This is a genomic window from Polynucleobacter sp. AP-Kolm-20A-A1, assembly GCF_018688315.1.
Lineage (GTDB): Bacteria > Pseudomonadota > Gammaproteobacteria > Burkholderiales > Burkholderiaceae > Polynucleobacter.
The window spans coordinates 1,590,219-1,616,482 of record NZ_CP061315.1 but is presented as its reverse complement, the minus strand read 5'-3'; the positions used below and the strand labels follow the sequence as shown (position 1 = coordinate 1,616,482).

Sequence of the window (26,264 nt, the reverse complement as noted above, 5' to 3'; positions counted from 1 at the left end):
GAGCTATTTTGCATGACGCAAGAATTTTTGCCAGCGAATTCCCACCAAACCCAGAGAACCAAAGTAAACAACTGCAGCAATGCCTAACCATGCGGCTAATAAGCCGATGCGTAGCCATGGTTCCGCTTGTAAAGCAATCCAGTTATGGGCGCCTGCTGCGTAAATGAGGACCGCAGAAAAGGGGATTAATGCAAAGAGTAGTTGCCCAAGGTATTTGAGCCAAGCATAGCTTGGTAGGGCGCCGCGCTTATGAAGGCCAACCCAGAGGAGGGCAGCATTAAGGCATGCGCCAGTGCCAACGGATAAGGCCAGGCCGGCATGACCAAGCCATGGCACAAAAATAAGGTTAGCTAATTGAGTGGCAACTAAAACGAATAAGCCAATTTTGACTGGGGTGCGAATATCCTGGCGTGAATAAAAACCAGGCGCCAAAATCTTTACCAAAATTAATCCAATCAGGCCAACGCCATAAGCGGCCAATGCACGTTGTGTCATCAGCACATCCAGTGCGTTGAATTTACCGTAGTGGTACAGCACGGCTGCTAGTGGCTCGCCAAAAATAAAGAGCGCAAGTGCACAGGGCGCAGCCAATAAGAATGTCAGCTGTAAACCCCAGATGAGCAATTCACCAGCATGGACTAAATCATTCTTGGCATTGGCCTTGCTAAGGCTTGGCAAGAGCACGGTGCCCAAGGCAACGCCAAGCAATGCAGTCGGAAATTCCATGAGGCGATCTGCGTATGAAAGCCAGGAGACGCTTCCTGCTTGTAAGCGTGATGCAATGTTGGTGTTGATGATTAAAGATATTTGGGCAACCGATACAGCAAACACGGCTGGCCCCATAAGTTTTAAAACGCGTCTTGCGTCGGGGTTGGTGATGGCTGCCTTGATTGCGCCGGGCAATAAACCAATGCGTGGCAATAGACCAAGACGAGCAAGCGCGGGAACTTGAAGTGCTAGTTGCAAAATACCGCCCAATAGAACGCCAATACTGAGGGCATAAATTGGTTGCTGTAAATGCGGCGCCAAAAACATGGCGCTACCGATTAGGGCGAGATTCAGTAAAACTGGAGTGAAGGCTGGAATTGCAAAGCGGTGATACGTATTTAGAATGCCGGCTGATAGTGAGACCATGGAAATCAGCCCGATATAAGGGAACATGATCCGGGTCATCACAACGCTGGCGTCATAGGCGGGGCCACCGCTAAAGCCTGTAGCAATGACCAAAATGAGCAATGGGGCGCCAATCACTCCCAGGAGTACCGTAAGCAGCAAAGCCCAAAATAAGAGCGTGGCGACGGCATTTATGAGGATTTTGGCCTTGTTTTGGTCCTCATTTGTGGAAATTTCCCCCAAAATTGGTACAAAAGCCTGGGAAAAGGCCCCTTCCGCAAACAATCGACGCAGTAAATTGGGTAGCCTAAAAGCTACATTAAAGGCGTCTGTCCACTCGGAAGCCCCGAAACTACGGGCTATGAGGGTCTCCCGCAGCAATCCCGTAATACGGGACAGCATGGTCAGGGAGCTAACCTTGGCGGCGGCAGAAAGCAGATTCATGAGTCGATTTTCACCTATTTATGGGTGGACTGGGCTTTTTTGCCCCTTTAAGGTAAAATCTTGGGTTTTGGTGAGCTTGCTTATGAAATTGGCAAGTCCACGAGATTTTTAACTAATCGCATTTTGCAATTTATAGAGGCAAGGTTTAAAGATGGCCAATACAGCACAAGCGCGCAAGCGCGCACGCCAGGCAGTAAAACAAAACGAACACAATTCCAGTTTGCGTTCAAAGCTTCGCACTTCCATCAAGGCAGTTCGTAAAGCAATTGAAACTGGTGACAAAGCTGCTGCTGCAAAAGTATTTACAGCCGCTCAAGCAACAATCGACAAGATTGCTGACAAAAAGATTGCACACAAGAACACTGCAGCTCGTCAGAAGTCACGTTTGTCTGCAGCTATCAAGGCGATGGCAGCGTAATACAGTATTAGTTTTAGGCTGGTCGAAGTAGTTTCGACCTAGGCCCGCTCCTCATCAGAGCGGGTTTTTGTTTTTAAGGCTGGGCTGGGGATGTTGGGTTGAACTCACATGCCTCTTCGATCGGTAGGCTGTTGTCTTTGGCAAAGTTCATGACAAAGTCGAGCGCTCTTGGATCTAAGTCACCCAGTCTGGTATCGATAACAACGCATTTCACTTTTGCAATAAGCACTGGTCTGACATAGGGCGAATAAGTGAAGCGAGGGTCCCCGGAATCGCCGGGAGGGCGGAAAGTAGCCATCACCCCGCACAGACGCTCCGCCCAATCGCTGGGCCGAAACGGTTTGCCAGAAGTGGTAATGCCTTGAATGAAAAGCTTTTTGTGGTTCAAGTTGGCGTACAAATGATGTTAAGAAGCAGTATTGCTAAGCCCTCTAGCTTAACAGCCTGAGGTGGACGTAATATGACTTTAGGGTCCATTTTCGTGCAGTCGAATGTTTTAAGAAAAAAATGCAAGCCAAAACTTTAGTAGAAAGCTCAACTATGACATCTCTGGCAAAGCCCCAAGTGCCCGGTCAGGTAAAGCACTACCTGCAGTTTTCTGACCTCACTCGCGAAGAATATGACTACTTGCTGAAAAGATCAGCATGGCTCAAGGCTAAATTCAAGAGCTACGAGACCTGGCATCCTTTGCATGATCGTACTTTGGCAATGATTTTTGAAAAGCACTCCACGCGTACGCGCCTTTCTTTTGAGGCGGGCATACACCAGCTTGGAGGTCATGCGGTATACCTAAACACTCGCGATACTCAGTTAGGTCGTGGCGAGCCTGTAGAGGACGCTGCGCAGGTAATTTCAAGGATGACGGACATCATTATGATCCGCACCTTTGGCCAAGAGATCATTGAGCGTTTTGCAGCTAACTCTCGTGTGCCCGTAATCAATGGCTTAACGAATGAATTTCATCCTTGCCAAGTACTGGCCGATATCTTCACTTATGTCGAAGCTCGCGGTCCAATCCAAGGTAAGACGGTTGCTTGGGTGGGTGATGCCAACAATATGGCTTACACCTGGATTCAGGCTGCTGAATGTTTAGACTTTCAGTTGCGCTTCTCTGCGCCAGAAGGTTACCAATTGGATCCAGCGCGGTTGACTGCCAAAGCATCGAAACACTTAACGGTTTGTGCTGATCCTAAGGATGCTTGCAAAGGTGCTGACTTGGTTACGACCGATGTTTGGACCAGCATGGGTTATGAAGCTGAAAATACTTCACGCATGAATGCATTCCAAGACTGGATGGTTGATGAAGAGTTAATGTCTTTGGCTAAGCCGGATGCGTTATTCATGCATTGCTTGCCAGCCCATCGTGGCGAAGAGGTCTCCGCTGGGGTGATTGATGGCCCACAAAGCATTGTGTGGGAAGAGGCAGAAAATCGTTTGCACGTTCAAAAGGCTTTGATGGAGTATTTACTCTGTGGTCGTTTGGATTAAAGCGGTAAATCAGTTTTAGTAAGTCGTTTTAATTTATTTTTGATTGAATAAGAAAACATGTCTGATATTAAAAAAGCAGTCTTAGCGTATTCCGGTGGTTTAGACACTAGCGTGATCTTGAAGTGGCTTCAAGATACATATGGCTGTGAGATTGTGACCTTCACCGCCGACTTAGGTCAGGGTGAGGAGTTGGAGCCAGCGCGCGCCAAAGCATTGCAATTTGGTATCAAGCCAGAAAATATTTTTATTGATGACTTGCGCGAAGAATTTGTGCGTGATTTTGTATTCCCAATGTTCCGTGCGAATACGATTTACGAGGGCGAATATTTGTTGGGCACTTCAATTGCACGCCCTTTGATCGCAAAACGTCAGATTGAGATCGCTCGCTTAACCGGCGCTGACTCTGTATCTCACGGAGCTACTGGCAAAGGTAACGATCAAGTGCGCTTTGAATTGGGCTACTACGCATTAGAGCCGGGAATTAAAGTGATTGCTCCTTGGCGCGAATGGGATTTGCTCTCACGCGAGAAGTTGATGGCCTATGCAGAAAAGCATGGCATTCCAGTGGAGATGAAGCATAAGCAAGGTGGCTCACCTTATTCTATGGATGCCAACTTATTGCATATTAGCTATGAGGGCCGTCATTTAGAGAACCCTAATGCTGAAGCCGAAGAGTCTATGTGGCGTTGGACAGTTTCTCCAGAGAAAGCTCCAGATGCTCCAGAAATTATTGAGATTGAATTTAAAGCTGGTGATCCAGTAGCGATCAATGGCAAGGCGTATAAGCCACATGAATTGTTGGCTGAGCTCAATCGCATTGGTGGCATGCACGGCATCGGGCGTCTTGACCTTGTAGAAAACCGCTTTGTTGGCATGAAGAGCCGTGGTTGCTATGAAACTCCTGGCGGCACGATTCTGTTGAAGGCGCATCGCGGTATTGAGAGCATTACCTTGGACCGTGAAGTGGCTCACTTGAAGGATGATCTGATGCCACGCTATGCAAGCTTGATTTACAACGGCTTGTGGTGGGCTCCAGAGCGCCTAGCTTTGCAGACTTTGATCGATCACACCCAACAAGCAGTAAATGGCGTTGTGCGCTTAAAGCTCTACAAGGGATCCGTTTCTGTCATTTCACGTGATTCAGCCAATACTTTGTTTGACCAAAATATTGCGACATTTGACGATGACGGCGGCGCTTATAACCAAGCAGATGCTGGAGGCTTTATTAAACTCAACGCTTTGCGTATGCGTATTGCTGAAACAGCTAGACGCAAGCGCGCTAAGAAGTGATTGAGCAACTCAGCAATAAAGAAAAATATTAGAACTAAACCGAATAGAAAGAACTGCAATGCAATTTGATCAAGTTTCCGTAGGCAAGAAAGCCAATGTATTTTTTGATGGCAAGTGTGTTTCACATACTGTGACATTGCCAAATGGCGTGCGTAAGTCTGTTGGCGTTGTATTACCAAGCACTTTGCGCTTCGATCTCAGTACAAAAGAAATTATGGAAGTGGTTGATGGCAATGCTTTTGTGAGCATTAATGGTGCCCCCGAAGTAGAGTTCAAGGCTGGCCAAAGCTGGGAAGTGGAAAAGGGCGGTTACTTCATTATTCGTGCCGAGCAACCGGTACATTATGTTTGTCACTTTGAGTAAACGCGGCAACACTTAAAGAAAACGCAGACCTCGGTCTGCGTTTTTATTGTCTCAAGATAAAACTCGGCTAGATCAATTACCTTTTCGGTAGCCCGCTAATCACTGCGCCCGGCGTAATCACGCGCTCGGAGAACCATTGCTTGTTCATCTCTAGCGCGTAACGCACAGCAGCCTTAGGGCAATGGTTGTTGGTGGTTTCTGCCTGCATTTCTTCAATGTTCACAATCTTCCCGTCATCAGCTATGAAAGCAATGGAGAGTGGAATCTTGGTGTTGTTCATCCAGAAACAATGACCAGCTTTTTGTTCAAAGATAAATAGCATGCCTGAGTTGGTCGGCATGCTGGTGCGGTTCATGAGCCCGACCTCTCTTGCCTTCGGCGTATCAGCCAGCTCAGCCTGAATACGATAGATGCCTGTTTTTAATTCAACTGTAGGCAGGCCAACATTGACCTGTGCCTGCGCAAGACCTGAACCAATGAAAAGAAATGCCGCAAAGAATTTGCTTAGGAAGTTTTTATGGATATGCATGAAGGGCATTTTATGCGAGGTAAATTGAGGGCGAAAAAAAACCCAGGAACAAGTCCTGGGTTTTTAATAATGATCTAAGGACTATTAAGCCGCTTGGATATTGGTAGCTTGCTTGCCTTTAGGGCCTTGGGTAATGTCAAACGTTACCTTTTGGTTTTCCTTAAGGGTTTTGAACCCAGGCATAGTAATTGCGCTGAAATGCGCGAACAACTCTTCTTCACCATCATCAGGTTTGATAAAGCCAAAACCTTTTGCATCATTGAACCACTTAACAATTCCGGTCGCCATGCGAACTCCATTACATAAACTTAAAACAACCGTGATGAGGGTAAATACTTTTTAATCAGTCTCAATCCACAACACGCCTAAATAGAACCTCTCTTGAAGCCTACCCCCCGATTGTTTGCCCTTTTTGGAGGGGTGTCAAGGAGTTATATGCCCCTACCCCCTAGTAAATACCCCTTTTTTTATCGAAAAATGCCCCAATATGGGTTTAAGAGGGGTTTTTGCGTGGTTTTCGCAACAAGACCCCAGTAAATTAAAGTTTCAATATCTGTGTTTAGAATGTTTCTCATGAGTCGCGCACCAAAAAATCCCACTACTGGCATCCCAGGAAATCCTCACATTGAGGACACCATTCTTCTCGAAAAGCAGGTCGAGCAAGTAAAGGCACCTTCAATGTATAAAGTTTTACTATTGAATGACGATTACACGCCAATGGAATTTGTGGTGATGGTGATTCAGGAGTATTTTAATAAAGATCATGAAACAGCTACACGCATCATGTTGCAAGTTCATTTAGTCGGCAAAGGTGTCTGCGGAGTATTTACTCGCGATGTCGCTGCCACGAAAGTGCATCAAGTTATCGAACTCTCCCGTGAAGCGGGTCACCCACTACAGTGCACTATGGAGGAAGCATGATTGCCCAAGAACTAGAAGTAAGTCTGCACATGGCGTTTGTTGACGCAAGGGCATCGCGACACGAGTTCATTACGGTTGAGCATTTGCTTGCGGCCTTGCTGGATAACGCGACGGCCGTAGAAGTCTTAAAGGCTTGCGCAGTCAACATCGCAGAGCTACGCGCTCAACTTAAAAATTTCATTAATGACAACACGCCAGTGGTGCCAGGTAATGATGAAGTGGATACGCAACCTACGTTAGGTTTTCAGCGTGTGATTCAACGTGCCATCATGCACGTGCAATCCACATCCAATGGAAAGAAAGAAGTGACCGGTGCAAATGTATTGGTTGCCATCTTTGGTGAAAAAGATTCGCATGCGGTGTACTTCTTGCAGCAGCAAGGAGTAACACGTTTAGATGTTGTCAATTTCATCAGCCACGGTGTTCGTAAAGATCAAGCGGAGCATGTCAAACCTGCTGAGGCCTCTCAGGAATCAGAAGAAGCTGCATCGTCAGGCAAAGAAAGCCCTTTAGATCAGTACACCCAGAACCTTAATGCTATGGCTCGACAGGGCAAGATCGACCCATTAATTGGGCGCGAGAGCGAAGTGGAGCGAGTAATTCAGGTTCTATGCCGTCGCCGCAAAAATAATCCACTATTGGTAGGTGAGGCTGGCGTTGGTAAGACTGCTATCGCTGAAGGTTTGGCCTGGAGAATTGTGAAGGGTGATGTGCCCGATATTTTGGCGGACGCTACTGTCTATTCATTGGATATGGGCGCGCTCTTAGCTGGCACGAAATACCGTGGTGACTTTGAGCAACGTTTAAAGAGTGTTCTTAAGTCATTAAAAGACCATGCGCACGGCGTATTGTTTATTGATGAGATTCACACTTTGATTGGTGCAGGTGCCGCATCTGGTGGAACACTGGATGCCAGCAATCTTCTAAAGCCTGCTTTATCAAATGGCCAGCTCAAATGTATTGGTGCAACTACATTCACTGAATATCGCGGCATCTTTGAAAAGGATGCAGCTCTATCACGTCGCTTCCAGAAGGTGGATGTTGTTGAGCCAACCGTTGATCAGACAGTGCAAATCTTGCGCGGACTGAAGTCTCGTTTTGAAGAGCATCACAGCGTGAAGTACGCGGCTGGCGCTCTGGTGGCTGCCGCAGAACTTTCTGCTCGTTATATTAATGACCGCCATTTGCCTGATAAGGCAATCGATGTGATTGATGAGGCTGGTGCAGCTCAGCGCATTTTGCCGAAGTCTAAGCAGAAGAAAACGATTGGCCGCCCTGAGATTGAAGAGATTGTGGCAAAGATTGCCCGCATACCGCCGCAATCAGTCACCGTGGATGATCGTAGCAAGTTGCAAACTTTAGACCGCGACATTAAGAGTGTGGTCTTTGGTCAAGATCCTGCAATTGAAGCTCTGGCAAGCGCTATCAAGATGACGCGTGCTGGCCTTGGCAAGATTGATAGACCAATTGGCTCATTCTTATTCTCTGGTCCAACAGGCGTTGGTAAGACTGAGGTAGCGAAGCAGCTTGCTTATATTCTGGGTATTGAATTACTACGTTTCGATATGTCTGAATACATGGAGCGCCATGCGGTGAGCCGCTTGATTGGTGCGCCTCCGGGATATGTGGGATTTGATCAGGGTGGTTTGCTGACTGAGGCTGTAAATAAGAAGCCGCATTGCGTACTCTTACTTGATGAGATTGAGAAGGCGCATCCAGATATCTTCAATATTCTCTTGCAGGTAATGGATCATGGAACCTTGACGGACAACAACGGTCGTAAGACAGACTTCCGTAACGTGATCATCATCATGACTACAAATGCTGGTGCTGAGGCGATGCAGAAATCGACTATCGGCTTTACCAATGCACGCGAGTCTGGCGATGAGATGGCCGATATTAAGAAATTCTTTACTCCAGAGTTCCGCAATCGCTTGGATGCCATCGTTTCATTCAAGGCGCTGGACGAGTCCATCATCATGCGTGTAGTAGATAAATTCTTGATGCAGCTTGAAGAGCAACTCCATGAGAAGAAAGTGGACGCTACCTTTAGCCCTGCATTGAGAGCGCATCTTGCGAAGCATGGCTTTGACCCATTAATGGGTGCTCGTCCTATGCAACGCATCATTCAGGACACCGTTCGTAAAGCCCTTGCTGATGAGCTGTTGTTTGGTAAATTAGCTCAAGGTGGCCATGTGGATGTTGATATCGATGAGGAAGGCAAAGTTCAATTGAACTTTGAGGCTCCGGTATTGCCAGGAAAGCGCACTAAGGCAGACGTAGCGCCGGCCGAAGAAATTTAATCAAATCATTATTTCAATAAATACAACCCAAAAAGGAAAATATGCCTCATCATGATAAATTATTAGAAGCTTTTGAAACGTACAAAGCAGAGAACGAAAAGTTTCACGGTAAAGGCATTAAGGCATCTGCTGCCCGTGCACGTAAAGCATTGCAAGAGATTGCTGGTTCTTGCAAAGAGCGTCGCAAAGAAATTACTGCAGAAAAAGAGTCTCGTGAAGGCGCTGGCGCCGGTATGTCACAAGATGCTGCTCGTAAAGCGCACATTCGTAAGTAAGCATTTTTGCTTAAAATAAAAAGCCACCCTTGGGTGTCTTTTTATTTGCCCAAAAATCTGGACACTAGAGGTACTTGACTTAGGCTCTACCTGTGCTGCCAAAGCCGCCTGCGCCACGACTACTCTCGGTGAACTCTTCCACTACTTTGAGCTCCACCTGTTGAACGGGCATTACAACTAATTGCGCCAAGCGCTCCATGGGCTCGAGCTTGAATGGGGCTGACCCACGATTCCAGGTGCTCACCATCAATTGACCTTGATAGTCAGAGTCAATCAAGCCGACCAAGTTACCCAGTACGATGCCATGCTTATGGCCTAGTCCTGAGCGCGGCAATATGAATGCGGCATAGCGCGGATCTTCAACATAGATTGCCAAGCCTGTAGGAACAAGGATGGTTTGACCGGGAGTAATTTCGATTGCTTCATCAATGCAGGCGCGTAGATCTAGGCCTGCACTTCCAGGCGTTCCATAGGTTGGCAACTGGTCGCGCATACGTTCATCGAGAATTTTTACTTGAAGAGATTGCATGAAATTTCCTAAAGCGGGGAATGTAAATAAAGGGGTGCTACTTAAATTTTCTTGGCAACTAGTTGAATAAGCTGGCGAGCTAATTGCAGCTTTTCTGCCTTAGCAATTTTTTTGCTGCCAGCAGAATCGATTACTAATAATTGATTGAGGTCGCTGCCAAAGGTATCGGGACCAATATTGCCCACAATCATCGGGATGCCTTTGCGCTTACGCTTTTCATCAGCATGTTTTTCTAGGTCGGTAGATTCTGCTGCAAATCCAACGCAATAGGGGTAAGACTTGCCGCCTTTGGTTTTTACAGTCTTGGCTACATCAAGAAGAATGTCTGGATTGGCGGAAAATTCAATACTTGGCGCATCTTTTCCTTGGCGCTTAATTTTTTCCTTGGCTGGTTTGGCAATACCCCAGTCAGCCACTGCGGCAACCGCAAAAAATACATCGCAGTCTGCCGCGCTAAGAGTGGCCGCGTGCATTTCTTTGGCGCTCACTACATCTGTACGAGTAATGCTGCCGGTAGCTTCTAGCGGTGTTGAGAGGTCGCAAGGCCCCGCAATGAGATGCACCTGAGCACCAGCCTCAATTGCAGCGCGGGCAATTGCAAAGCCCATCTTGCCAGAGCTATGGTTAGTAATTCCACGTACTGGATCAATTGCCTCAAAAGTTGGGCCGGCAGTAATCAATACTTTTTTGCCTGCTAGCGTTTTCTTTTGAAAGAAGGCGATGACTTGCTCTGTGATTTCCGCAGGCTCGAGCATTCTGCCCAACCCTATCTCACCGCATGCTTGAAAACCACTTGCCGGTCCCAGCAAAGCAACACCATCTTCTGTAAGGCGTTGCACACTTCTTTGGGTGGCTGCATGCTCCCACATCTGTTTGTTCATTGCTGGTGTGAGCAAGAGAGGACAATCTCTTGCCAGGCAAAGCGTGCTGAGTAAGTCATCAGCTAAACCTAAGGAAAGCTTTGCCATGAGATCAGCGCTTGCAGGCGCAATCAGAATTGCATCTGCAGCACGAGATAACTCAATGTGGGCCATATTATTTGGAACGGTGCTATCCCATTGACTCAAGTAAACGGGATTGCCAGTTAAAGCTTGCATGGTCACTGGGGTAACAAATTGTTGCGCTGCTTCGGTCATGACAACTTGAACCGAGGCGCCTTCCTGCATCAGTTGGCGTGCAAGTTCTGGAGCCTTATAGGCTGCAATGCCACCAGAGATACCCAGAACGATTTTCTTATTTAAAAGTGATTGCATGGCGCCAGCTTAATGGGATTGAGAGGATTTGCCAAATGACTTGCGTAATTCACCCCAAATGATGAGGGCTGCACCAATGCAGATAGCGCTGTCGGCAATATTAAATGCGGGCCAATGCCAATTTGCGTAATGCAGATCAATAAAGTCCACTACGGCGCCGTACATCACTCGGTCCAATACATTTCCAAGCGCACCACCCAAAATCAGGCTCAAGGCCACGCAGAGTAATTTGTCGCTTTGACTTTTTAGTAATAGCCAAATAATGTAAAAAGAGGCCACTAGACCCAGAACGGTAAAGAACCAGCGTTGCCAACCAGAGCCTTGCGCTAAAAATGAAAATGCTGCGCCCGGATTAAAGAGTAGGAGCCAATTCATAAAAGGGAGCACTGGATCCGGAACGCCCATTTGTAAATTGCTAAGAGCAGACCACTTGCTTAGCTGATCAAGCAAAAGCGTCATGATTGCAATTGCGAGATAACGAAGTAATGAAAGGCTCTTCATTGTTGTAGCTCTTAAGCAAACAAGCGATGATCGCCGTTGCCAAATAAATTACTGATGCAACGTCCACATAGGTCTGGATGGTCGGCATTACTACCAACATCTTTGGTGTGATGCCAGCAGCGTCCGCATTTCTTGTATTGGCTACCACGTACCAATACCTCTAAGCCTTCATTGCTGAGTTCAATATTGGCGCTTGAGGTGATAGTGACAAAGCGTAAATCATCTTCTAGCGAATGCAAAATTGCAAAGTCCACATCCCCTACTTTGATGGTGAGCTCAGCTTGCAAGGATGAACCCACATTGCCTGCTTCACGTTCAACCTCAATGGCTTTAGTAACCTCTGAACGAATTTCACGAATGCGAGCCCATTTGGCGAGCAACTCGTCAGCATGAGCAATTTGCGGGAACGCGCTAAATTCTTCCATGAAGATAGATTCAGCAGGCTTGCTTCCTGAGCCATGGGGAAAATCTTTCCATGCTTCTTCTGCGGTAAATGAGAGGAATGGCGACAACCACTTCAATAGATTGCGAGTGATGTGGAACAAGGCGTTTTGTGCGGCACGGCGATCAGGTGAGTCTGGAGCGCTGGTGTAAAGACGATCCTTGAGGATGTCCAAATAGAAGCCGCCCAAGTCTTCAGAGCAGAAAGTGAGCATGCGTGCCACTGCCGGCTGGAATTCATAAGCCTTGTAGTGGGCTTGCACATCGTCTTGTAATTGATTGGCAAGCGCAACGGCATAGCGATCAATCTCAAGCCATTGTTCAGTAGGGATGGAGTGCTTGCTAGGATCAAAATCTGAAAGATTGGCCAGCAAGAAGCGCAGAGTGTTGCGAATGCGGCGATAGCTTTCGGTAACGCGTTTAAGAATCTCATCAGAGATCGTCATTTCACCGGAATAGTCGGTAGAGGCAACCCATAAGCGAATGATCTCGGCGCCCAACTTATCTGCAACTTGCTGGGGGGCGATTACGTTACCTACGGACTTGCTCATCTTGCGCCCTTGACCATCGACGGTAAAGCCGTGGGTCAAGAGTGCTTTGTATGGCGGCTTGCCGTCTAGCATGGCGCCAGTGAGTAGAGAGGAGTGGAACCAACCACGGTGTTGGTCTGAACCCTCAAGATATAGATCCGCCAGACGACCATTGGGAGTTTCTGCATCAGCAGTTAGGAGTTCATCACGATGTGAGCCTCGAATGACATGCCAATGGGTTGTGCCAGAGTCAAACCAAACATCCAAGGTGTCACGGTTCTTTTCGTATTGCGCAGCTTCTTCGCCAAGCAGATCAGTCACTTCTAATTTTTGCCAAGCTTCAATGCCTTCTTTTTCTACGCGCTTAGCGATCTCCTCAAGCAGCTCAACAGTGCGTGGATGTGGCTCACCACTTTCTTTATGAACAAAGAAAGCCATCGGTACGCCCCATTGACGTTGACGTGACAAAGTCCAGTCAGGACGATTGGCAATCATGCTGTTGAGGCGCTGCTTACCCCAAGCGGGGAAGAACTCAGTACTGTCAATACCGGCTAGTGCAGTTTCACGCAAGCTTGCTTTGCCATCGGACGGTTTCTTATCCATGCTGGCAAACCATTGTGAGGTTGCGCGGTAAATGATCGGCGACTTATGGCGCCAGCAATGCATGTATGAGTGGGTATAGGTCTTATCGCGCAGCAAGCTTCCTGCTTCACGCATGGCTTCAACAATCTTTGGATTTGCTTTCCAGATATATTCATTGGCAAAGAGCGGTAGCCATGATGCATATACGCCATTACCCATCACTGGGTTCAGAATATCTTTATCAGCAAGTTTATTTGCTTTGCAGGACTTAAAGTCTTCCTCGCCGTATGCGGGCGCGGAGTGAACAACGCCGGTACCTGTATCGAGCGTTACATATTCTGCTGGATAGATTGGAGAAAGGCGCTTATAGCCCTCATGCAGTGGTGCTAGCGGATGCCAGAATGAAATATTTGCTAACTGAGCACCTTGGCAAGTGGCAATCACTTTGCCTTCTAGGCCGTAATCCTGCAAACAAGTTTCTACACGGTCTTTAGCGAGAATTAATAATTTAGTGCCAACATCTACCAGCGCGTAAGTAAGCTCTGGGTGAACGTTCATGGCTTGGTTGGCTGGAATGGTCCAAGGAGTTGTTGTCCAAATGACAATTTGCCCTGGCTTATTCGGAAGCTCAGCCAATCCAAATGCTTTTGCTAACTGCGGGCGCTGCGCATCATCAAACGCAAAACCGACATCTACTGTTGGATCAGTTTTATCCTGATATTCCACTTCAGCTTCAGCAAGAGCGGAGCCGCAATCAAAACACCAGTTCACTGGTTTTAAGCCGCGGAAGACGTAACCTTTATCCCAAATCTTCCCCAGGGCGCGGATTTCATCAGCCTCGTTACGGAAGTTCATGGTGAGGTAGGGGTTGTTCCAGTCTCCCAATACCCCTAAGCGCTCAAAATCTTTCTTTTGTTTTTCTACTTGGACGTGAGCATACGCACGTGCCTTGGATTGAACCTCTGCAGTCGGTAAATTTTTACCAAATTCTTTTTCAATCTGAATTTCAATCGGCATGCCATGGCAATCCCAGCCCGGTACATACACAGAGTCAAAACCCATGAGCCAGCGAGACTTCACAATCATGTCTTTCAGAATCTTATTCACGGCATGACCAATATGAATGTCGCCATTCGCATATGGAGGCCCATCATGCAAAATGAATTTCGGTTGATTGGCATGCGCTGCACGAATCTTTTCGTAAAGCTTATTCTTTTGCCATCCAGCTACCCATTGTGGTTCGCGCTTAGCAAGATCTCCTCGCATTGGAAAGGAGGTATCTAGAAGATTGACGGGATAAGAGTTTTCTTTTTCAGACATAAGCTTTTTTCTGGAAATAATTTCTGGCATGCGCTGCATCTGCTGCAATCGCTTTTGTAAGGGTTTCGAGGTCAGAGTACTTCGCCTCGTCACGAATTTTTTCTAATAGTTCTACGGTAATAATTTTTCCGTAAACATCTGCGTTGTAATCAAAGATATGGGTTTCAAGCAATACTCGGCCTTCATCTTCTACTGTCGGCCTAACACCCAGGCTGGCTACTGCCGGAAGGGGTTTGTCAGATAAGCCGAGAACTTGCGCAGTGAAGATACCAGTACTTGCTGGTTTACGATGATGAAGATGATTTGCTACTGCCAAGTTCAAAGTAGGGAAGCCAAGTTGACGTCCAAGTTTTTGACCATGAATGACATGGCCGGAGATTCCATACGGGCGACCTAATAATTTTTCAGCCTGCTCCATATCGCCATGAGCAAGTGCTGTACGGAGAGCGGAGCTAGAAATGCGTTCTCCATTTTCAGAGATGGTATGAATACTGGAAACTTCAAATCCATATTTTTCACCGGCCGCTTTTAGGCTGGAAAAATTACCCGCACGCTTTGCTCCATAGCAAAAATCATCACCAATCAAAATCCATTTAGCATTTAAACGTTTGACAATAATTTCTGAAACAAACTCTTCTGGCGAGAGTTTCGCAAAAGCGGCGTTGAAATGCTCAACCACTACACGATCAATTCCAAGCTGTGCAAGCGCGGCTAACTTGTCACGCAAGTTGAGAATGCGGGGCGGCGCTTGTTCAGGGGAAAAGAATTCTTTTGGGTGTGGCTCAAAGGTCATAACGCAGCTGACTAGACCTCGTTCTTTGGCGCCATCCACCAGCTGCTTGAGCAGGGCGCGATGACCCCTGTGCACGCCATCGAAATTACCGATGGTTAGGGCGCAAGCTGGTCCTGCAGAAAACTGGGTGGGGCCACGGAATACGTTCACAAAATCGCTTTCAGGGTAGCCATCAATTATATTGTGGGCATGCCTTCTATCGTCACCTTAATATCGGGCCGCGGATCTAATTTCGAGGCCATTGTCAAAACAGCTCAAAAAGAGCAATGGCCGGTCACATTTGCCGGGGTCATAGCGAATCACTCAGCGGCTAAGGGCCTTGATTTTGCTCGCTCGCAGGGTATCCCGGCCTTTGCTATTGAGCATAAGGAGCATGCCACTCGCGAATCCTTTGATGCTGCATTAATCCAGCAGATTGATGCTTTAGGGGCTGATTTGGTGGTTCTCGCGGGCTTTATGAGAATTTTGACCCCAAGCTTTATCCGTCATTTTGAGGGGCGATTAATCAATATCCATCCTGCCCTATTGCCTGCATTCCCCGGTTTGCACACCCATGAGCGTGCCTTAGAGGCTGGTGTGAAGGAGCACGGCGCTACAGTCCATTTTGTGAATGAGGGCGTAGATGAGGGACCAATTATTTGTCAGGCCTCAGTTCCGGTGTTGGAAGGGGATGATGCGGATACCTTGGCAGCCCGTGTTTTGACGGCTGAGCATCAAATTTACCCGCGGGCCGTAAAATGGTTCCTCGATGGACGATTGCGAATAGAAGGTAATCAAGTGAAGTTACAACCCCCGGAGTCGCAATTTTTTAAATTATGAGTGCAGAACGTCCACCCCGCAGATCTGGCAGCAGACTAGCCCCACACAAAAGTTACGCAACGAAATCGAAAGATCCTTTGCGTCGCCCTGAGCGTCGTAACGCCAGCGGAAATTTAATTGCGCCTGAAGGTCAAAAGAATTTCTCGAATGCAAAAGCATTGCCACAGCATGCGATTCATCTGGAGCGTCTGCTCCCTGAATTGCTGAGTTTTGAACAGCCTGCAGACCGAGTAGTCAGTCGTTATTTCAGAGAAGAGAAGCAACTTGGAAATCGTGACCGTGCTTTGATTGCAGAGAGTGCGTTTGCTATTTTGCGTCGTAAAAATGAGTTCTCTCAATTTGCCTCTAGCGGTGAAGGATCCCAGGCTAGACGCTTAGCTCTATTGGGTTTGCTGTCCGCTCTATCTGAGGGTGGATTGGGTTCTGCGAATCGTGCTGAGAGTGCAATTGCTGACTTAGCACATGTGTTGAAGCCTGGTGAATACGAGTGGTTGCAACGTTTTGCAACGGTGGACCCAGCCGCTTTAAATCCTCTCGTGCGCAACAATTTGCCAGAGTGGTTGTGGGATGCATTTGGCCAATATCCAGGTGAAGATACTCGTGAAGAACTTGCAAAATCTTTGATGCATCCAGCACTTTTGGATTTGCGTGCGAACACCATGAAAACCAATCGTGAAGAGTTGCTCGCGCAGATGAATGCATTGGGTGGTCGCTATCAAGCAATTCCAACTCCATACGCGCCGGATGGCGTACGCATCATGGGCAAGCCTGCCTTGCAAAATACTACTGGCTTTAAAGAGGGTATGTTTGAGGTGCAAGATGAAGGCAGTCAATTGTTGGCTTACTTGCTCGCTCCTAAACGTGGCGAGATGGTCGTGGATTTTTGCGCTGGCGCTGGTGGCAAGACTTTGGCTATTGGGGCGTTAATGCGATCCACAGGGCGTTTATACGCTTTGGACACATCTGAGCGTCGCTTGGCAAACTTGAAGCCAAGGCAGGCTCGCAGTGGCCTCTCAAACGTACACCCAGTTTGGATTGATAGTGAGAATGACACGAAGATCAAGCGCCTGGCCGGGAAGATTGACCGCGTGCTGGTAGATGCCCCTTGCAGTGGCATGGGTACCTTACGCCGCAATCCAGACCTTAAGTGGCGCCAGACCCCAACCGGGGTATTGGAACTGAACCAGAAGCAGATGAGCATTCTGTCTTCCGCTGCTCGACTATTAAAGCCAGGCGGACGCCTGGTTTACGCCACCTGCAGCCTATTGCCCCAAGAAAATCAGGCAATCGCCGAGGATTTTCTGGCAAAACACCCGCAATTTGAGGCTGTTCCAGCGGCAGAAGTTCTTAAGCCATTGTTTCCAAAGGAAAAATTACCTTTGGGATGCAGTCTTGATAATCCTTGGTGGCAGCTATGGCCACATATACATGGAACGGATGGTTTCTTCGGAGCGGTTTTTCAAAAGAAAGCTGCAGCCCCTTTGCCTGCATTAGAAAAAGGCGAAGAAAAAGAGACTAAGGTCAAAAACAAGAAGGCCCCTAAAGAACTAAAATAGAGTTTTAGACCGCTTTAGGGATTCCCTTTTGAATACAGTTTCAGGTTTTGATTTATTCCTCCACTGGCTTGCCAATGGATATTTGGATTGGGCTTGGTGGAAGATTCTTGTTTTCACCCTCGTGGCTACCCACATCACCATTGCTGCAGTGACCATTTTTTTGCATCGCTGCCAAGCGCACCGCGCTTTGGAACTGCATCCAATCATTTCCCATTTCTTCCGTCTTTGGCTGTGGCTAACCACAGGCATGGTTACTAAGGAATGGGCAGCGATTCATCGCAAGCATCACGCTAAATGCGAAACAGTGGATGACCCACATAGCCCGCAAGTTTTAGGAATTACAACTGTGCTATCTCGGGGCGCTGAGCTTTATAAAAAAGAAGCTGCCAACCAAGAGACCTTAGATAAGTTTGGACACGGCACTCCGGACGACTGGATTGAGCGCAATGTTTACTCCAAGTTTTCTTGGCAGGGCGTTGCCATCATGCTCATCATTGACGTATTTTTATTCGGTGGCATAGGGCTAACAGTATGGGCTGTGCAAATGCTGTGGATCCCAATCACTGCTGCTGGTGTGATCAATGGCATTGGCCACTACTGGGGTTATCGCAATTTCGATTGCGAAGATGCTTCTACCAATATTTTTCCTTGGGGCATTTTGATTGGCGGTGAAGAATTGCACAACAATCATCACACCTTTGCAACTAGCGCGAAGTTATCAAACAAGTGGTATGAGTTTGACATTGGTTGGATGTATATCCAAATCATGAGCGCAGTGGGTTTAGCTACCGTGAAAAAGACTCCACCTAAACCAGTGTTGAGCGATTTACGTCCTGCAGATCAAACAACACTCGAAGCGATCATTGCAAATCGTTATGAAATCATGGCGCGCTATAGTAAGACCTTGCGCAGCTTCTTCAATAATGAGGTTCAGCATATGCAGGTTTTAGCGGCACATTTAAAAGATGCGCGCACTTGGTTAAGCAAGGATGAATCTCGCTTAACGGAGCAAGAAAAAGCAAACCTCGAAGAGTTGATGGCGAGTAACGCTCAGTTACGTAAGATGATCGAGATGCGGCGTGATCTGCAAGCAATCTGGGGCCGCTCTAGCGCCACCAGGGAGCAGTTGGTTTCTCAGTTGCATGCTTGGTGTCAGCGTGCTGAAGATAGTGGCTTAACGAGCTTGCGCGAATTCTCTTTGAGATTACGCCGTTATGCTTAATGCAGTCCTAAGCAAATAACTCTTCAAAAGTTTAGACAACTTTAGGCAATAAAAAACCCGCTAGATCAGCGGGTTTTTTATTTGCTTGAAGTAAAGATTACTTCAGCTTTGTTTCTTTATAAGCAACGTGCTTGCGAATGGTTGGATCGAATTTCATGATCTCCATTTTCTCAGGCTTAGTACGCTTGTTTTTTGAAGTTGTGTAGAAGTGACCAGTACCTGCTGATGACTCTAACTTGATTTTTTCTCTACCGCCTTTAGCCATTTGTGCGCTCCTTAAATTTCGCCACGTGCACGAAGATCAGACAACACAGCATCGATGCCGTTCTTGTCGATAACGCGCAAACCAGCATTGGTTAAGCGCAAGCTAATCCAACGGTTTTCAGATTCAACCCAGAAACGACGGTTTTGCAAATTCGGCAAAAAGCGACGCTTCGTTTTATTGTTTGCATGGGATACATTGTTGCCAACCATCGGCTTCTTCCCAGTGACTTGGCAAACTTTTGCCATGACATAACTCCATTAATTGCGAAAAAAGAAGATTGTATCAGTCCCAGCCTATTTTGGGCTAGCCCTAATTGGCTTTAGTTCTCGACTTCAGGGGAATGGGTGGGTGGAAATGCCTTGAAATTTCGATTAAGTTAGTAATTACTATCATTTTTTGTCAATATTCATAAGGCCAGAGTCTGAAAAAGAGAAAAAACCAGTGCCACTCACAATGCAGTGGTCTAAAAGGGCGATATCAACCAGCTGAAGGGCGTTGATGATGGTTTTAGTAAGTTCTTGGTCTGAATCGCTTGGTAGGGGGTTACCGCTGGGGTGGTTATGGGCCACGATAAGGGCGCTAGCATTCCTAGCAAGGGCTTCCTTGAGGATTTCTCGGGGGTAGACCGCCGCCTGTCGAATCGACCCTCTAAAGAGTTCCTGACACTCAATCAGGTGGAGTCGAGAGTCTAAATAAAGGCAAAGAAATACTTCATGAGGCAGACGTCCTATTTTTGCCTGTAAAAACTCTCTGACATGGCAGGGCGAGGAAAAGATGGGGTCTTGGGTAAGGCCATCCTCAAGACTGCGTTTGACCAACTCATAAGCCGCTTGAATTTGTGACCACTTAGAAAGCCCCATTCCATGTATTCGCGTTAGATCCTCTTGGCTACAAGCCAATAGGCGAGGCAGACTGCCGAAGTGATGCAGTAGATCTTTGGCTAGGGCTACAGCGCTTTTGCCTTTAACGCCCACCCTGAGAAAGATGGCAAGCAGCTCTGCGTCAGAAAGTGCCGAGGCGCCATAAATGCGAAGTTTTTCTCGAGGCTGCTCATTTTTTGGCCAACCCGTAATCGGAGAGTGCACAGCAGGCGCAGGCCTAGATACAATCACCTTATGACTAAGCTTACTGTTTTGCCTAACTCCTATTTGACTCTCAATTACCGGCTCACTTTGCCCAATGGGGAGGATTACATCAATACTTTTATCGATCGTCCTGCGACGGTTCTGATGGGCTCTGGACAATTTGCTCCTTGCTTTGAAAGTGTGTTGCTTGGTCTTGAAGTGGGTGAGAAAAAAAGTGCGCTACTTGAGCCTGGGGAAAGTTTCGGTGAGCGCAAAGAAGATTTGGTGCAATGGGTTTCCTTGAAGGCGCTCAAAGAAGGTCGTGATGACGACGTGGAATTTAATCCGGGTGATGTGATTGAATTTAACGCGCCAGGTGGCGCTCAGTATGCGGGTGTATTGCAATCGATTAATGAAGAGGGTGCGTGGTTTGACTTCAATCATCCATTGGCTGGCATACCCGTTACATTCGAAGCGCAGATTGTTGCCATTCTTTAAAACATGAGCCAGCTCGATAACGCTGAAATTTTGATGGCTCAGCCCCGTGGATTTTGCGCGGGAGTGGATCGTGCTATCAATATTGTCAATGAGGCGCTTGCCCGTTTTGGCGCCCCCATTTATGTGCGACATGAGATTGTTCATAACGCTTATGTTGTCAATGAATTGCGCGATAAAGGTGCTGTATTTGTTGAAGAGTTGCATGAGGTTCCCAAGGGTGGAATCGTTGTCTTTAGCGCGCATGGTGTTTCTCAAGAAGTCCGCAAGGATGCGCAGGAGCGTGGCTTGCAGGTCTACGACGCCACGTGCCCCTTGGTAACCAAGGTTCATCTTGAGGTCGTCAAGATGTGCAAAGATGGATTTACGGTATTGATGATTGGTCACGCAGGTCATCCTGAAGTAGAGGGGACGATGGGCCAAGTGAAAGAAGGCGTCTTCTTGATTGAGAAATTGGGTGATATTGATTCCTTACCTTTCGCAAGCGATGAAAAGATCGCCTTTGTTACCCAAACAACGCTATCAGTTGACGAGACTCGAGAAATTGTTGAGGCGCTCACGAAAAAATTTCCTAATATTGTTCAGCCTCGCAAACAAGATATTTGTTATGCCACCCAAAATCGACAGGATGCTGTGAAATTTATGGCACCGCAGGTTGAGGTGGTGATTGTGGTGGGTAGTGCGACCAGCTCTAACTCCAATCGTTTGCGTGAATTATCTGAAAAGCTAGGTGTGCCTTCTTATATGGTGGACGCTCCAGAGCAGTTAAAGCCAGAATGGTTCGCTGGTAAGAAGCGCGTCGGTTTAACAGCAGGTGCTTCGGCCCCAGAAAGTTTGGCTCAAGCGATTGTTCAGCGTATCCAAGAGTTTGGCCCAAGGCATGTGCGTGCTTTGGATGGTGTTGTTGAGGATGTCACGTTTTCATTGCCTAAAAATTTAGTTGACTGAAGTATTCATTCATAACAGAGGAGCTGTACATGAGTAAATCAAAAGTGATTTTTATGAAGAGCGCTATTGCATTGTCAGTGGCGACTTTGATTTTGGCGGGCTGCGGAAAAGGCGGCGATAAAACTGCTGCAGCTCCTGCAGATGGGGTTGAGGTCAAGATCGGCCACGTTGCACCGCTGACCGGTCCTATTGCCCATTTAGGCAAAGACAACGAGAACGGCGCTCGTTTGGCTATTGAAGAAATTAATAAATCCGGCTTAACCATCGACGGAAAAAAAGTAGTGCTCACTTTAGTTCCTGAGGATGATGCAGAGGATCCAAAAACTGCAACCCAAGTTGCGCAAAAATTGGTTGACGCAAAAGTTGTAGGCGTAGTGGGTCATTTAAATTCTGGCACTAGCATTCCGGCGTCAAAAATTTATAGCGATGCAGGAATTACTCAAGTATCCCCATCTGCAACTAACCCTGATTACACAAAGCAAGGTTTTAAAACTACTTATCGCTTGGTTGCCACAGACGCACAGCAAGGCCCTGCGTTAGCTAATTACGTTATCAATACATTAAAAGCTAAAACGGTCGCCATCATTGATGATTCAAGTCAGTATGGCAAAGGTTTGGCTGATGAGTTTGAAAAGACTGTTAAGGCTGCAGGTTTGAAAGTGGTTACACGTGAAGCTAGCAACAACAAGGCGACTGATTTCAAGGCGATTTTGACTAAAGTAAAAGGCAGTAAACCAGATGTCATCATGTATGGCGGGATGGATGCTACTGGCGGCCCATTAACTAAGCAGGCTGCTGAACTTGGCATTAAGTCAAAGGTAGTTGGTGGTGATGGTATGTGTACCGAGAAGCTCGCTGAGTTGGCTGGTGAGGCGGTCGTCAATGTGACTTGTTCAGAGGCTGGCATGGCGCTATCTAAGATGGCTCAAGGCGCCGACTTCCAAAAGCGTTATAAAGAGCGCTTTAACGCAGACGTTCAAATCTATGCACCGTTTACCTATGATGCAGTTTATGTACTCGTAGATTCCATGAAGCGTGCCAATTCAACTGATTCGGCAAAGATCTTGGCTGCGATGCCAGATACCAAAATGAATGGCTTGGTAGGCAATATTGCTTTTGATGAAAAAGGCGATATGAAAGAAGGTGTAATCACACTCTATGACTTCAAAGACAAAAAGAAAAACGTTCTTGATGTCATCAAGATGTAAGACTCCTCTGTAAAAAATAGCGCCGCTTTTGCGGTGCTATTTTTTTTTATCAAGACTAAATACATTTATTAACCCTAATGGATATCCTTCTACAGCAAATTATTAATGGCTTAGTGCTCGGTAGCATTTACGCCTTAATTGCTTTGGGCTACACCATGGTTTACGGGGTTTTAGGCATTATTAACTTTGCACATGGCGAAGTGCTGATGATCGGCGCAATGGTGTCATTGTCATTGCTACGTTTAATTTTGAGTCTGACCAGCGACTTACCTGGCTGGTTGACCTTGTTGATTGTCTTACCTGTCACTATGGCCGTATGTGCGGGCTTGAGCTATTGGATTGAGCGCATCGCTTACCGCCCGTTGCGCAATGCGCCTCGCCTGGCCCCTCTAATTTCAGCAATCGGCATGTCTATTTTGTTGCAGACGATTGCCATGATGATTTGGTCGCGTAATCCAATGACCTATCCACAATTGCTGCCATCCAGTCCGATTGATTTATGGGGTAGTGGCGCAACAATTACCGGTAAAGAAATTGTGATCATCGTGGTTGCTTTGGTAGTGATGTCAGGTTTGTTGTTCTTGGTAGAGAAAACAAAACTGGGCAGAGCAATGCGTGCGACTGCTGAGCAAACTCAAATTGCTGCGCTGATGGGGGTCAATCCCAATCGCGTTATCTCAATTACCTTCATGTTGGGTGGCGCATTAGCTGGCTTAGCTGGTGTCATGATTGCAAGCAATTATGGCAATGTGCATTTCTATATGGGTTTTATCCCTGGGCTAAAAGCATTTACTGCAGCCGTTCTTGGTGGTATTGGAAATTTACAGGGCGCCATGTTGGGCGGCCTTCTCTTGGGCTTAATTGAGTCATTGGGCGCTGGTTACATTGGCGAACTGACTGGTGGGGTGTTTGGCTCAAACTACCAAGACATCTTTGCCTTTTTAGTATTAATTTTGGTATTGGTCTTAAGGCCAACCGGACTATTAGGTGAGAAGGTTTCTGATCGTGCTTAAGGCGATTCGATTCAACTATCTCAGTAGAACAAGCTATCTATGGCTTGGCGCCATTGCGTTGCTCCTTTTGCCATGGATAGTTGGCGCAAGTGGCGGCAACTACTGGGTGAGGGTGCTCGATTTTGCTTTGCTCTACATTGTGTTGGCATTGGGCCTCAATGTTGTGGTGGGCTTCGCAGGTCTTTTGGATTTAGGTTATATCGCTTTCTATGCATTAGGCGCCTACAGTTTTGCCTTATTGGCATCACCACATTTGCCTGCTCAATTTGAAAGTATTGCTGCGGCTTTCCCGGAAGGAATGCATTTTTCACCCTGGATGGTTGCGGTCTTCTCAATTATTTTGGCTGCTTTATTTGGAATCATTTTAGGTTTGCCTACTTTGCAATTGCGCGGCGATTATTTGGCAATTGTGACTTTGGGGTTTGGTGAAATTATTCGCATCTTTATGAATAACCTAGATCGCCCTCTAAATCTCACCAATGGGCCCAAAGGAATTGCGGCGATTGATCCCATTCAATTTTTTGGGATCTCCTTTGCCAAAACCTTGGATCTGGGTTTTATCAAGATTCCTGGTTTGTATTTGGTGTTCTATTTGTTCTTGTTGCTAGCAATTACCGTTGCAATCGTTTGCATGCATTTGCAGAATTCAAGAATAGGACGCGCTTGGGTTGCAATTCGGGAGGATGAAATCGCTGCCAAAGCGATGGGTATCAATACTCGCAATATGAAATTACTTGCATTTGCTATTGGCGCTTCTTTTGCGGGTGTGGCTGGCGTGTTGTTTTCCGCCTTTCAGGGCTTTGTTTCGCCAGAGTCCTTTACGCTTTGGGAGTCGATTGTTGTATTGGCCATGGTGGTTCTCGGCGGCATTGGCCATATTCCTGGAGTTATCTTGGGTGCGGTATTGTTGGCAATTTTTCCTGAGGTCTTACGCGGTATTGCACAGCCTCTACAGCAGGCATTATTTGGGCATGTGATTGTGGACGTAGAAATTATTCGTCAATTAATTTACGGCCTAGCCTTAATTCTGATCATGCTGTATCGCCCTGGTGGTATTTGGCAAAAAAGTGGGGCGGCACAATGACGGCACTCCATCTGCTTTTAGATGTCACTGATGTATCCAAGCGCTTTGGCGGAGTACAAGCGCTTGACTCAGTAGGCCTACAAGTTCCTCATGGCGCAATCGTTGGTTTGATTGGACCCAATGGCGCTGGCAAGACAACGTTTTTTAATGTCATCACAGGTTTATACCCAGCAGATTCTGGAATCTTTTTATTTAATGGCAAGTCTTATTTTCCAGAGTCAGTTTCTGAGGTAACAAAATCAGGTTTAGCTAGAACATTTCAGAATATCCGCCTCTTTGGTGAAATGACTGTGCTTGAAAACGTCATGGTAGGTTGTCATTGCCGATCTAATGCAGGATTGTTTGGCGCTATTTTCCGTACTCCTTCCGCTAAGCGTGAAGAACAGGCTATCCGTGAAAAATCTCTAGCGCTCTTAGATTACGTTGACCTTGGCGATTTTTCTAATATGCAGGCACGCAACCTTTCCTATGGACATCAGCGCCGCCTGGAGATCGCTAGAGCTTTGGCTACGGAGCCTAAACTCTTGGCTTTAGATGAGCCGGCAGCAGGTATGAATGCTACTGAGAAGCTGGAGTTACGTGAGCTGCTGCTACGTATTCGCGCTGACGGAAAAACGATTTTGCTCATCGAGCACGATGTCAGTTTGGTTATGGGAATTTGCGATAGTCTGACTGTTTTAGATTACGGCAAGGTCATTGCTTCAGGCAAACCTGCAGATGTTCGTGTGCATCCCGAGGTGATTAAAGCCTATTTGGGTCAGGGGGCAGCATGACAAATGCATTGCTCCGAGTAAAGGGTCTTCAAGTGTCTTATGGCGGCATTAATGCCGTTAAGGGTATTGATCTGCAAGTCAATCATGGTGAGTTGGTTGCCCTAATTGGCGCCAATGGTGCCGGGAAGAGTTCAACTCTTAAAGCAATTGCTGGATTGCTAAATCCTTCTGCCGGCGATATTCATTTTGCAAATCGTGAAACCAAGAAGCTGCCCGCATATGAATTAGTTCAGCTCGGCTTGGGCATGGTTCCGGAGGGCCGTGGCGTGTTTAAGCGCATGACCATTTTGGAAAATCTCCAAATGGGCGCTTACTTAAAAACAGACGCTAAGGAGATTGAGCGCAAGCTTGAAGAGGTGTACTCGTACTTCCCTAGACTCAAAGAGCGCTTATCTCAATTGGCTGGGACCTTATCTGGTGGCGAGCAGCAAATGGTTGCTATGGGTAGGGCAATGATGGCGCAGCCCAAATTGTTACTTCTGGATGAGCCTTCAATGGGCTTATCTCCCATCATGGTCGAAACCATTTTTGATGTAGTGCGGAGTTTGTCGTCGAGCGGTATGACGATTCTGTTGGTTGAGCAAAATGCCCGCCTTGCATTGCAGATGGCCAATCGGGCCTACGTCATGGAGAGTGGCTTAATTACCCTGAGTGGGTCAGGTGAGGAGTTGCTCGAAGACTCAAGGGTGAGAACTGCCTACCTTGGTGAATAAGTAGGCGGTT

General features: G+C 47.0%; 29 protein-coding genes. 17 read left to right on the top strand and 12 right to left on the bottom strand.

Annotated elements, in window-relative coordinates:
- Window positions 1–3: 3 nt before the first annotated feature.
- The gene (murJ, locus tag C2745_RS08085) at window positions 4–1,557 is read right to left on the bottom strand and encodes a murein biosynthesis integral membrane protein MurJ (RefSeq protein ID WP_215384067.1); all 1,554 of its coding nucleotides are present in this window, start codon (window positions 1,555–1,557) and stop codon (window positions 4–6) included.
- A gap of 151 nt (window positions 1,558–1,708) precedes the next feature.
- On the opposite strand from murJ, the gene rpsT reads away from it, so the two are divergent.
- On the top strand, window positions 1,709–1,975 hold the full coding sequence (gene rpsT / locus C2745_RS08080; protein ID WP_128112660.1) for a 30S ribosomal protein S20: 267 nt from the start codon (window positions 1,709–1,711) through the stop codon (window positions 1,973–1,975).
- A 73-nt stretch (window positions 1,976–2,048) separates the two neighbouring features.
- Here the strand turns inward: rpsT and C2745_RS08075 are convergent, their stop codons facing one another.
- Window positions 2,049–2,363: a DUF3579 domain-containing protein gene (locus C2745_RS08075; protein WP_215384066.1), complete on the bottom strand. Its 315-nt coding sequence runs from the start codon at window positions 2,361–2,363 to the stop codon at window positions 2,049–2,051.
- Between the two features lie 152 nt (window positions 2,364–2,515).
- On the opposite strand from C2745_RS08075, the gene argF reads away from it, so the two are divergent.
- From argF to C2745_RS08060, 3 genes are read left to right on the top strand one after another with little or no spacing between them, the layout of a single operon-like run.
- Window positions 2,516–3,463 carry an ornithine carbamoyltransferase gene (argF, locus tag C2745_RS08070; protein ID WP_215384064.1) on the top strand — a complete coding sequence of 316 codons (948 nt, stop codon included), beginning with the start codon at window positions 2,516–2,518 and terminating at the stop codon, window positions 3,461–3,463.
- Window positions 3,464–3,520: 57 nt separating this feature from the next.
- A complete protein-coding gene (locus C2745_RS08065; RefSeq protein ID WP_128112658.1) occupies window positions 3,521–4,753 on the top strand; it encodes an argininosuccinate synthase in 1,233 nt (410 codons plus the stop codon).
- A 58-nt stretch (window positions 4,754–4,811) separates the two neighbouring features.
- Window positions 4,812–5,117: a pyrimidine/purine nucleoside phosphorylase gene (locus tag C2745_RS08060; protein WP_128112657.1), complete on the top strand. Its 306-nt coding sequence runs from the start codon at window positions 4,812–4,814 to the stop codon at window positions 5,115–5,117.
- Window positions 5,118–5,193: 76 nt separating this feature from the next.
- On the opposite strand, the gene C2745_RS08055 is transcribed toward C2745_RS08060, so the two are convergent.
- Together C2745_RS08055 and C2745_RS08050 are read right to left on the bottom strand one after the other, a co-directional pair.
- Window positions 5,194–5,646 carry a DUF192 domain-containing protein gene (locus tag C2745_RS08055; protein WP_215384062.1) on the bottom strand — a complete coding sequence of 151 codons (453 nt, stop codon included), beginning with the start codon at window positions 5,644–5,646 and terminating at the stop codon, window positions 5,194–5,196.
- 84 nt (window positions 5,647–5,730) lie between these two features.
- The gene (locus tag C2745_RS08050) at window positions 5,731–5,934 is read right to left on the bottom strand and encodes a cold-shock protein (protein WP_011903586.1); all 204 of its coding nucleotides are present in this window, start codon (window positions 5,932–5,934) and stop codon (window positions 5,731–5,733) included.
- Between the two features lie 276 nt (window positions 5,935–6,210).
- Between C2745_RS08050 and clpS the strand changes: the two genes are divergently transcribed.
- The 3 genes from clpS to C2745_RS08035 are packed head-to-tail and all read left to right on the top strand — an operon-like array spanning window position 6,211 to window position 9,145.
- Window positions 6,211–6,567, top strand: coding sequence for an ATP-dependent Clp protease adapter ClpS (clpS, locus tag C2745_RS08045; RefSeq protein ID WP_371742984.1), 357 nt, complete (start codon window positions 6,211–6,213; stop codon window positions 6,565–6,567).
- Complete coding sequence (clpA, locus tag C2745_RS08040; protein ID WP_215384060.1) at window positions 6,564–8,870, top strand: ATP-dependent Clp protease ATP-binding subunit ClpA; 2,307 nt, start codon at window positions 6,564–6,566, stop codon at window positions 8,868–8,870. The genes clpS and clpA overlap by 4 nt, the downstream gene beginning before the upstream one ends.
- Window positions 8,871–8,911: 41 nt before the next feature.
- On the top strand, window positions 8,912–9,145 hold the full coding sequence (locus C2745_RS08035) for a hypothetical protein (RefSeq protein WP_215384058.1): 234 nt from the start codon (window positions 8,912–8,914) through the stop codon (window positions 9,143–9,145).
- A gap of 79 nt (window positions 9,146–9,224) precedes the next feature.
- Here the strand turns inward: C2745_RS08035 and dut are convergent, their stop codons facing one another.
- The 5 genes from dut to C2745_RS08010 are packed head-to-tail and all read right to left on the bottom strand — an operon-like array spanning window position 9,225 to window position 15,244.
- A complete protein-coding gene (gene dut, locus C2745_RS08030) occupies window positions 9,225–9,674 on the bottom strand; it encodes a dUTP diphosphatase (RefSeq protein ID WP_215384056.1) in 450 nt (149 codons plus the stop codon).
- A 41-nt stretch (window positions 9,675–9,715) separates the two neighbouring features.
- Entirely contained in the window at window positions 9,716–10,927 is a 1,212-nt protein-coding gene (coaBC, locus tag C2745_RS08025) for a bifunctional phosphopantothenoylcysteine decarboxylase/phosphopantothenate--cysteine ligase CoaBC (RefSeq protein WP_215384055.1), read from the bottom strand.
- Between the two features lie 9 nt (window positions 10,928–10,936).
- Window positions 10,937–11,428, bottom strand: coding sequence for a signal peptidase II (gene lspA, locus C2745_RS08020; RefSeq protein WP_128112650.1), 492 nt, complete (start codon window positions 11,426–11,428; stop codon window positions 10,937–10,939).
- A gap of 11 nt (window positions 11,429–11,439) precedes the next feature.
- A complete protein-coding gene (gene ileS / locus C2745_RS08015; protein ID WP_371743007.1) occupies window positions 11,440–14,319 on the bottom strand; it encodes an isoleucine--tRNA ligase in 2,880 nt (959 codons plus the stop codon).
- Window positions 14,294–15,244: a bifunctional riboflavin kinase/FAD synthetase gene (locus tag C2745_RS08010; protein WP_215384051.1), complete on the bottom strand. Its 951-nt coding sequence runs from the start codon at window positions 15,242–15,244 to the stop codon at window positions 14,294–14,296. The genes ileS and C2745_RS08010 overlap by 26 nt, the downstream gene beginning before the upstream one ends.
- A 39-nt stretch (window positions 15,245–15,283) precedes the next feature.
- Between C2745_RS08010 and purN the strand changes: the two genes are divergently transcribed.
- The 3 genes from purN to C2745_RS07995 are packed head-to-tail and all read left to right on the top strand — an operon-like array spanning window position 15,284 to window position 18,691.
- Window positions 15,284–15,913, top strand: coding sequence for a phosphoribosylglycinamide formyltransferase (purN, locus tag C2745_RS08005; RefSeq protein ID WP_215384049.1), 630 nt, complete (start codon window positions 15,284–15,286; stop codon window positions 15,911–15,913).
- Window positions 15,910–17,469, top strand: coding sequence for an RsmB/NOP family class I SAM-dependent RNA methyltransferase (locus tag C2745_RS08000; RefSeq protein ID WP_215384047.1), 1,560 nt, complete (start codon window positions 15,910–15,912; stop codon window positions 17,467–17,469). Before purN ends, C2745_RS08000 begins: the two co-directional genes overlap by 4 nt.
- 28 nt (window positions 17,470–17,497) lie before the next feature.
- A complete protein-coding gene (locus C2745_RS07995; RefSeq protein WP_215384045.1) occupies window positions 17,498–18,691 on the top strand; it encodes an acyl-CoA desaturase in 1,194 nt (397 codons plus the stop codon).
- 97 nt (window positions 18,692–18,788) lie between these two features.
- Here the strand turns inward: C2745_RS07995 and rpmG are convergent, their stop codons facing one another.
- The 3 genes from rpmG to radC form a co-directional block, all read right to left on the bottom strand.
- The gene (rpmG, locus tag C2745_RS07990) at window positions 18,789–18,956 is read right to left on the bottom strand and encodes a 50S ribosomal protein L33 (protein WP_015421876.1); all 168 of its coding nucleotides are present in this window, start codon (window positions 18,954–18,956) and stop codon (window positions 18,789–18,791) included.
- An 11-nt stretch (window positions 18,957–18,967) separates the two neighbouring features.
- Entirely contained in the window at window positions 18,968–19,201 is a 234-nt protein-coding gene (gene rpmB / locus C2745_RS07985) for a 50S ribosomal protein L28 (protein ID WP_011903570.1), read from the bottom strand.
- A gap of 144 nt (window positions 19,202–19,345) precedes the next feature.
- Complete coding sequence (gene radC / locus C2745_RS07980; protein ID WP_215384043.1) at window positions 19,346–20,068, bottom strand: DNA repair protein RadC; 723 nt, start codon at window positions 20,066–20,068, stop codon at window positions 19,346–19,348.
- Between the two features lie 3 nt (window positions 20,069–20,071).
- Here radC and C2745_RS07975 point away from each other — a divergent pair, with 3 nt between their 5' ends.
- The 7 genes from C2745_RS07975 (at window position 20,072) to C2745_RS07945 (ending at window position 26,254) form a co-directional block, all read left to right on the top strand.
- Window positions 20,072–20,518: a peptidylprolyl isomerase gene (locus C2745_RS07975; protein WP_215384041.1), complete on the top strand. Its 447-nt coding sequence runs from the start codon at window positions 20,072–20,074 to the stop codon at window positions 20,516–20,518.
- 3 nt (window positions 20,519–20,521) lie between these two features.
- On the top strand, window positions 20,522–21,463 hold the full coding sequence (ispH, locus tag C2745_RS07970) for a 4-hydroxy-3-methylbut-2-enyl diphosphate reductase (RefSeq protein WP_215384039.1): 942 nt from the start codon (window positions 20,522–20,524) through the stop codon (window positions 21,461–21,463).
- A gap of 53 nt (window positions 21,464–21,516) precedes the next feature.
- Window positions 21,517–22,671 carry a branched-chain amino acid ABC transporter substrate-binding protein gene (locus tag C2745_RS07965; RefSeq protein ID WP_371743006.1) on the top strand — a complete coding sequence of 385 codons (1,155 nt, stop codon included), beginning with the start codon at window positions 21,517–21,519 and terminating at the stop codon, window positions 22,669–22,671.
- Window positions 22,672–22,748: 77 nt separating this feature from the next.
- The gene (locus C2745_RS07960; RefSeq protein WP_215384035.1) at window positions 22,749–23,684 is read left to right on the top strand and encodes a branched-chain amino acid ABC transporter permease; all 936 of its coding nucleotides are present in this window, start codon (window positions 22,749–22,751) and stop codon (window positions 23,682–23,684) included.
- Window positions 23,674–24,768, top strand: coding sequence for a branched-chain amino acid ABC transporter permease (locus tag C2745_RS07955; protein WP_371743005.1), 1,095 nt, complete (start codon window positions 23,674–23,676; stop codon window positions 24,766–24,768). Before C2745_RS07960 ends, C2745_RS07955 begins: the two co-directional genes overlap by 11 nt.
- Window positions 24,765–25,541: an ABC transporter ATP-binding protein gene (locus C2745_RS07950; RefSeq protein WP_215384032.1), complete on the top strand. Its 777-nt coding sequence runs from the start codon at window positions 24,765–24,767 to the stop codon at window positions 25,539–25,541. Before C2745_RS07955 ends, C2745_RS07950 begins: the two co-directional genes overlap by 4 nt.
- Complete coding sequence (locus C2745_RS07945) at window positions 25,538–26,254, top strand: ABC transporter ATP-binding protein (protein WP_215384030.1); 717 nt, start codon at window positions 25,538–25,540, stop codon at window positions 26,252–26,254. Before C2745_RS07950 ends, C2745_RS07945 begins: the two co-directional genes overlap by 4 nt.
- The last annotated feature ends 10 nt before the right edge of the window (window positions 26,255–26,264 follow it).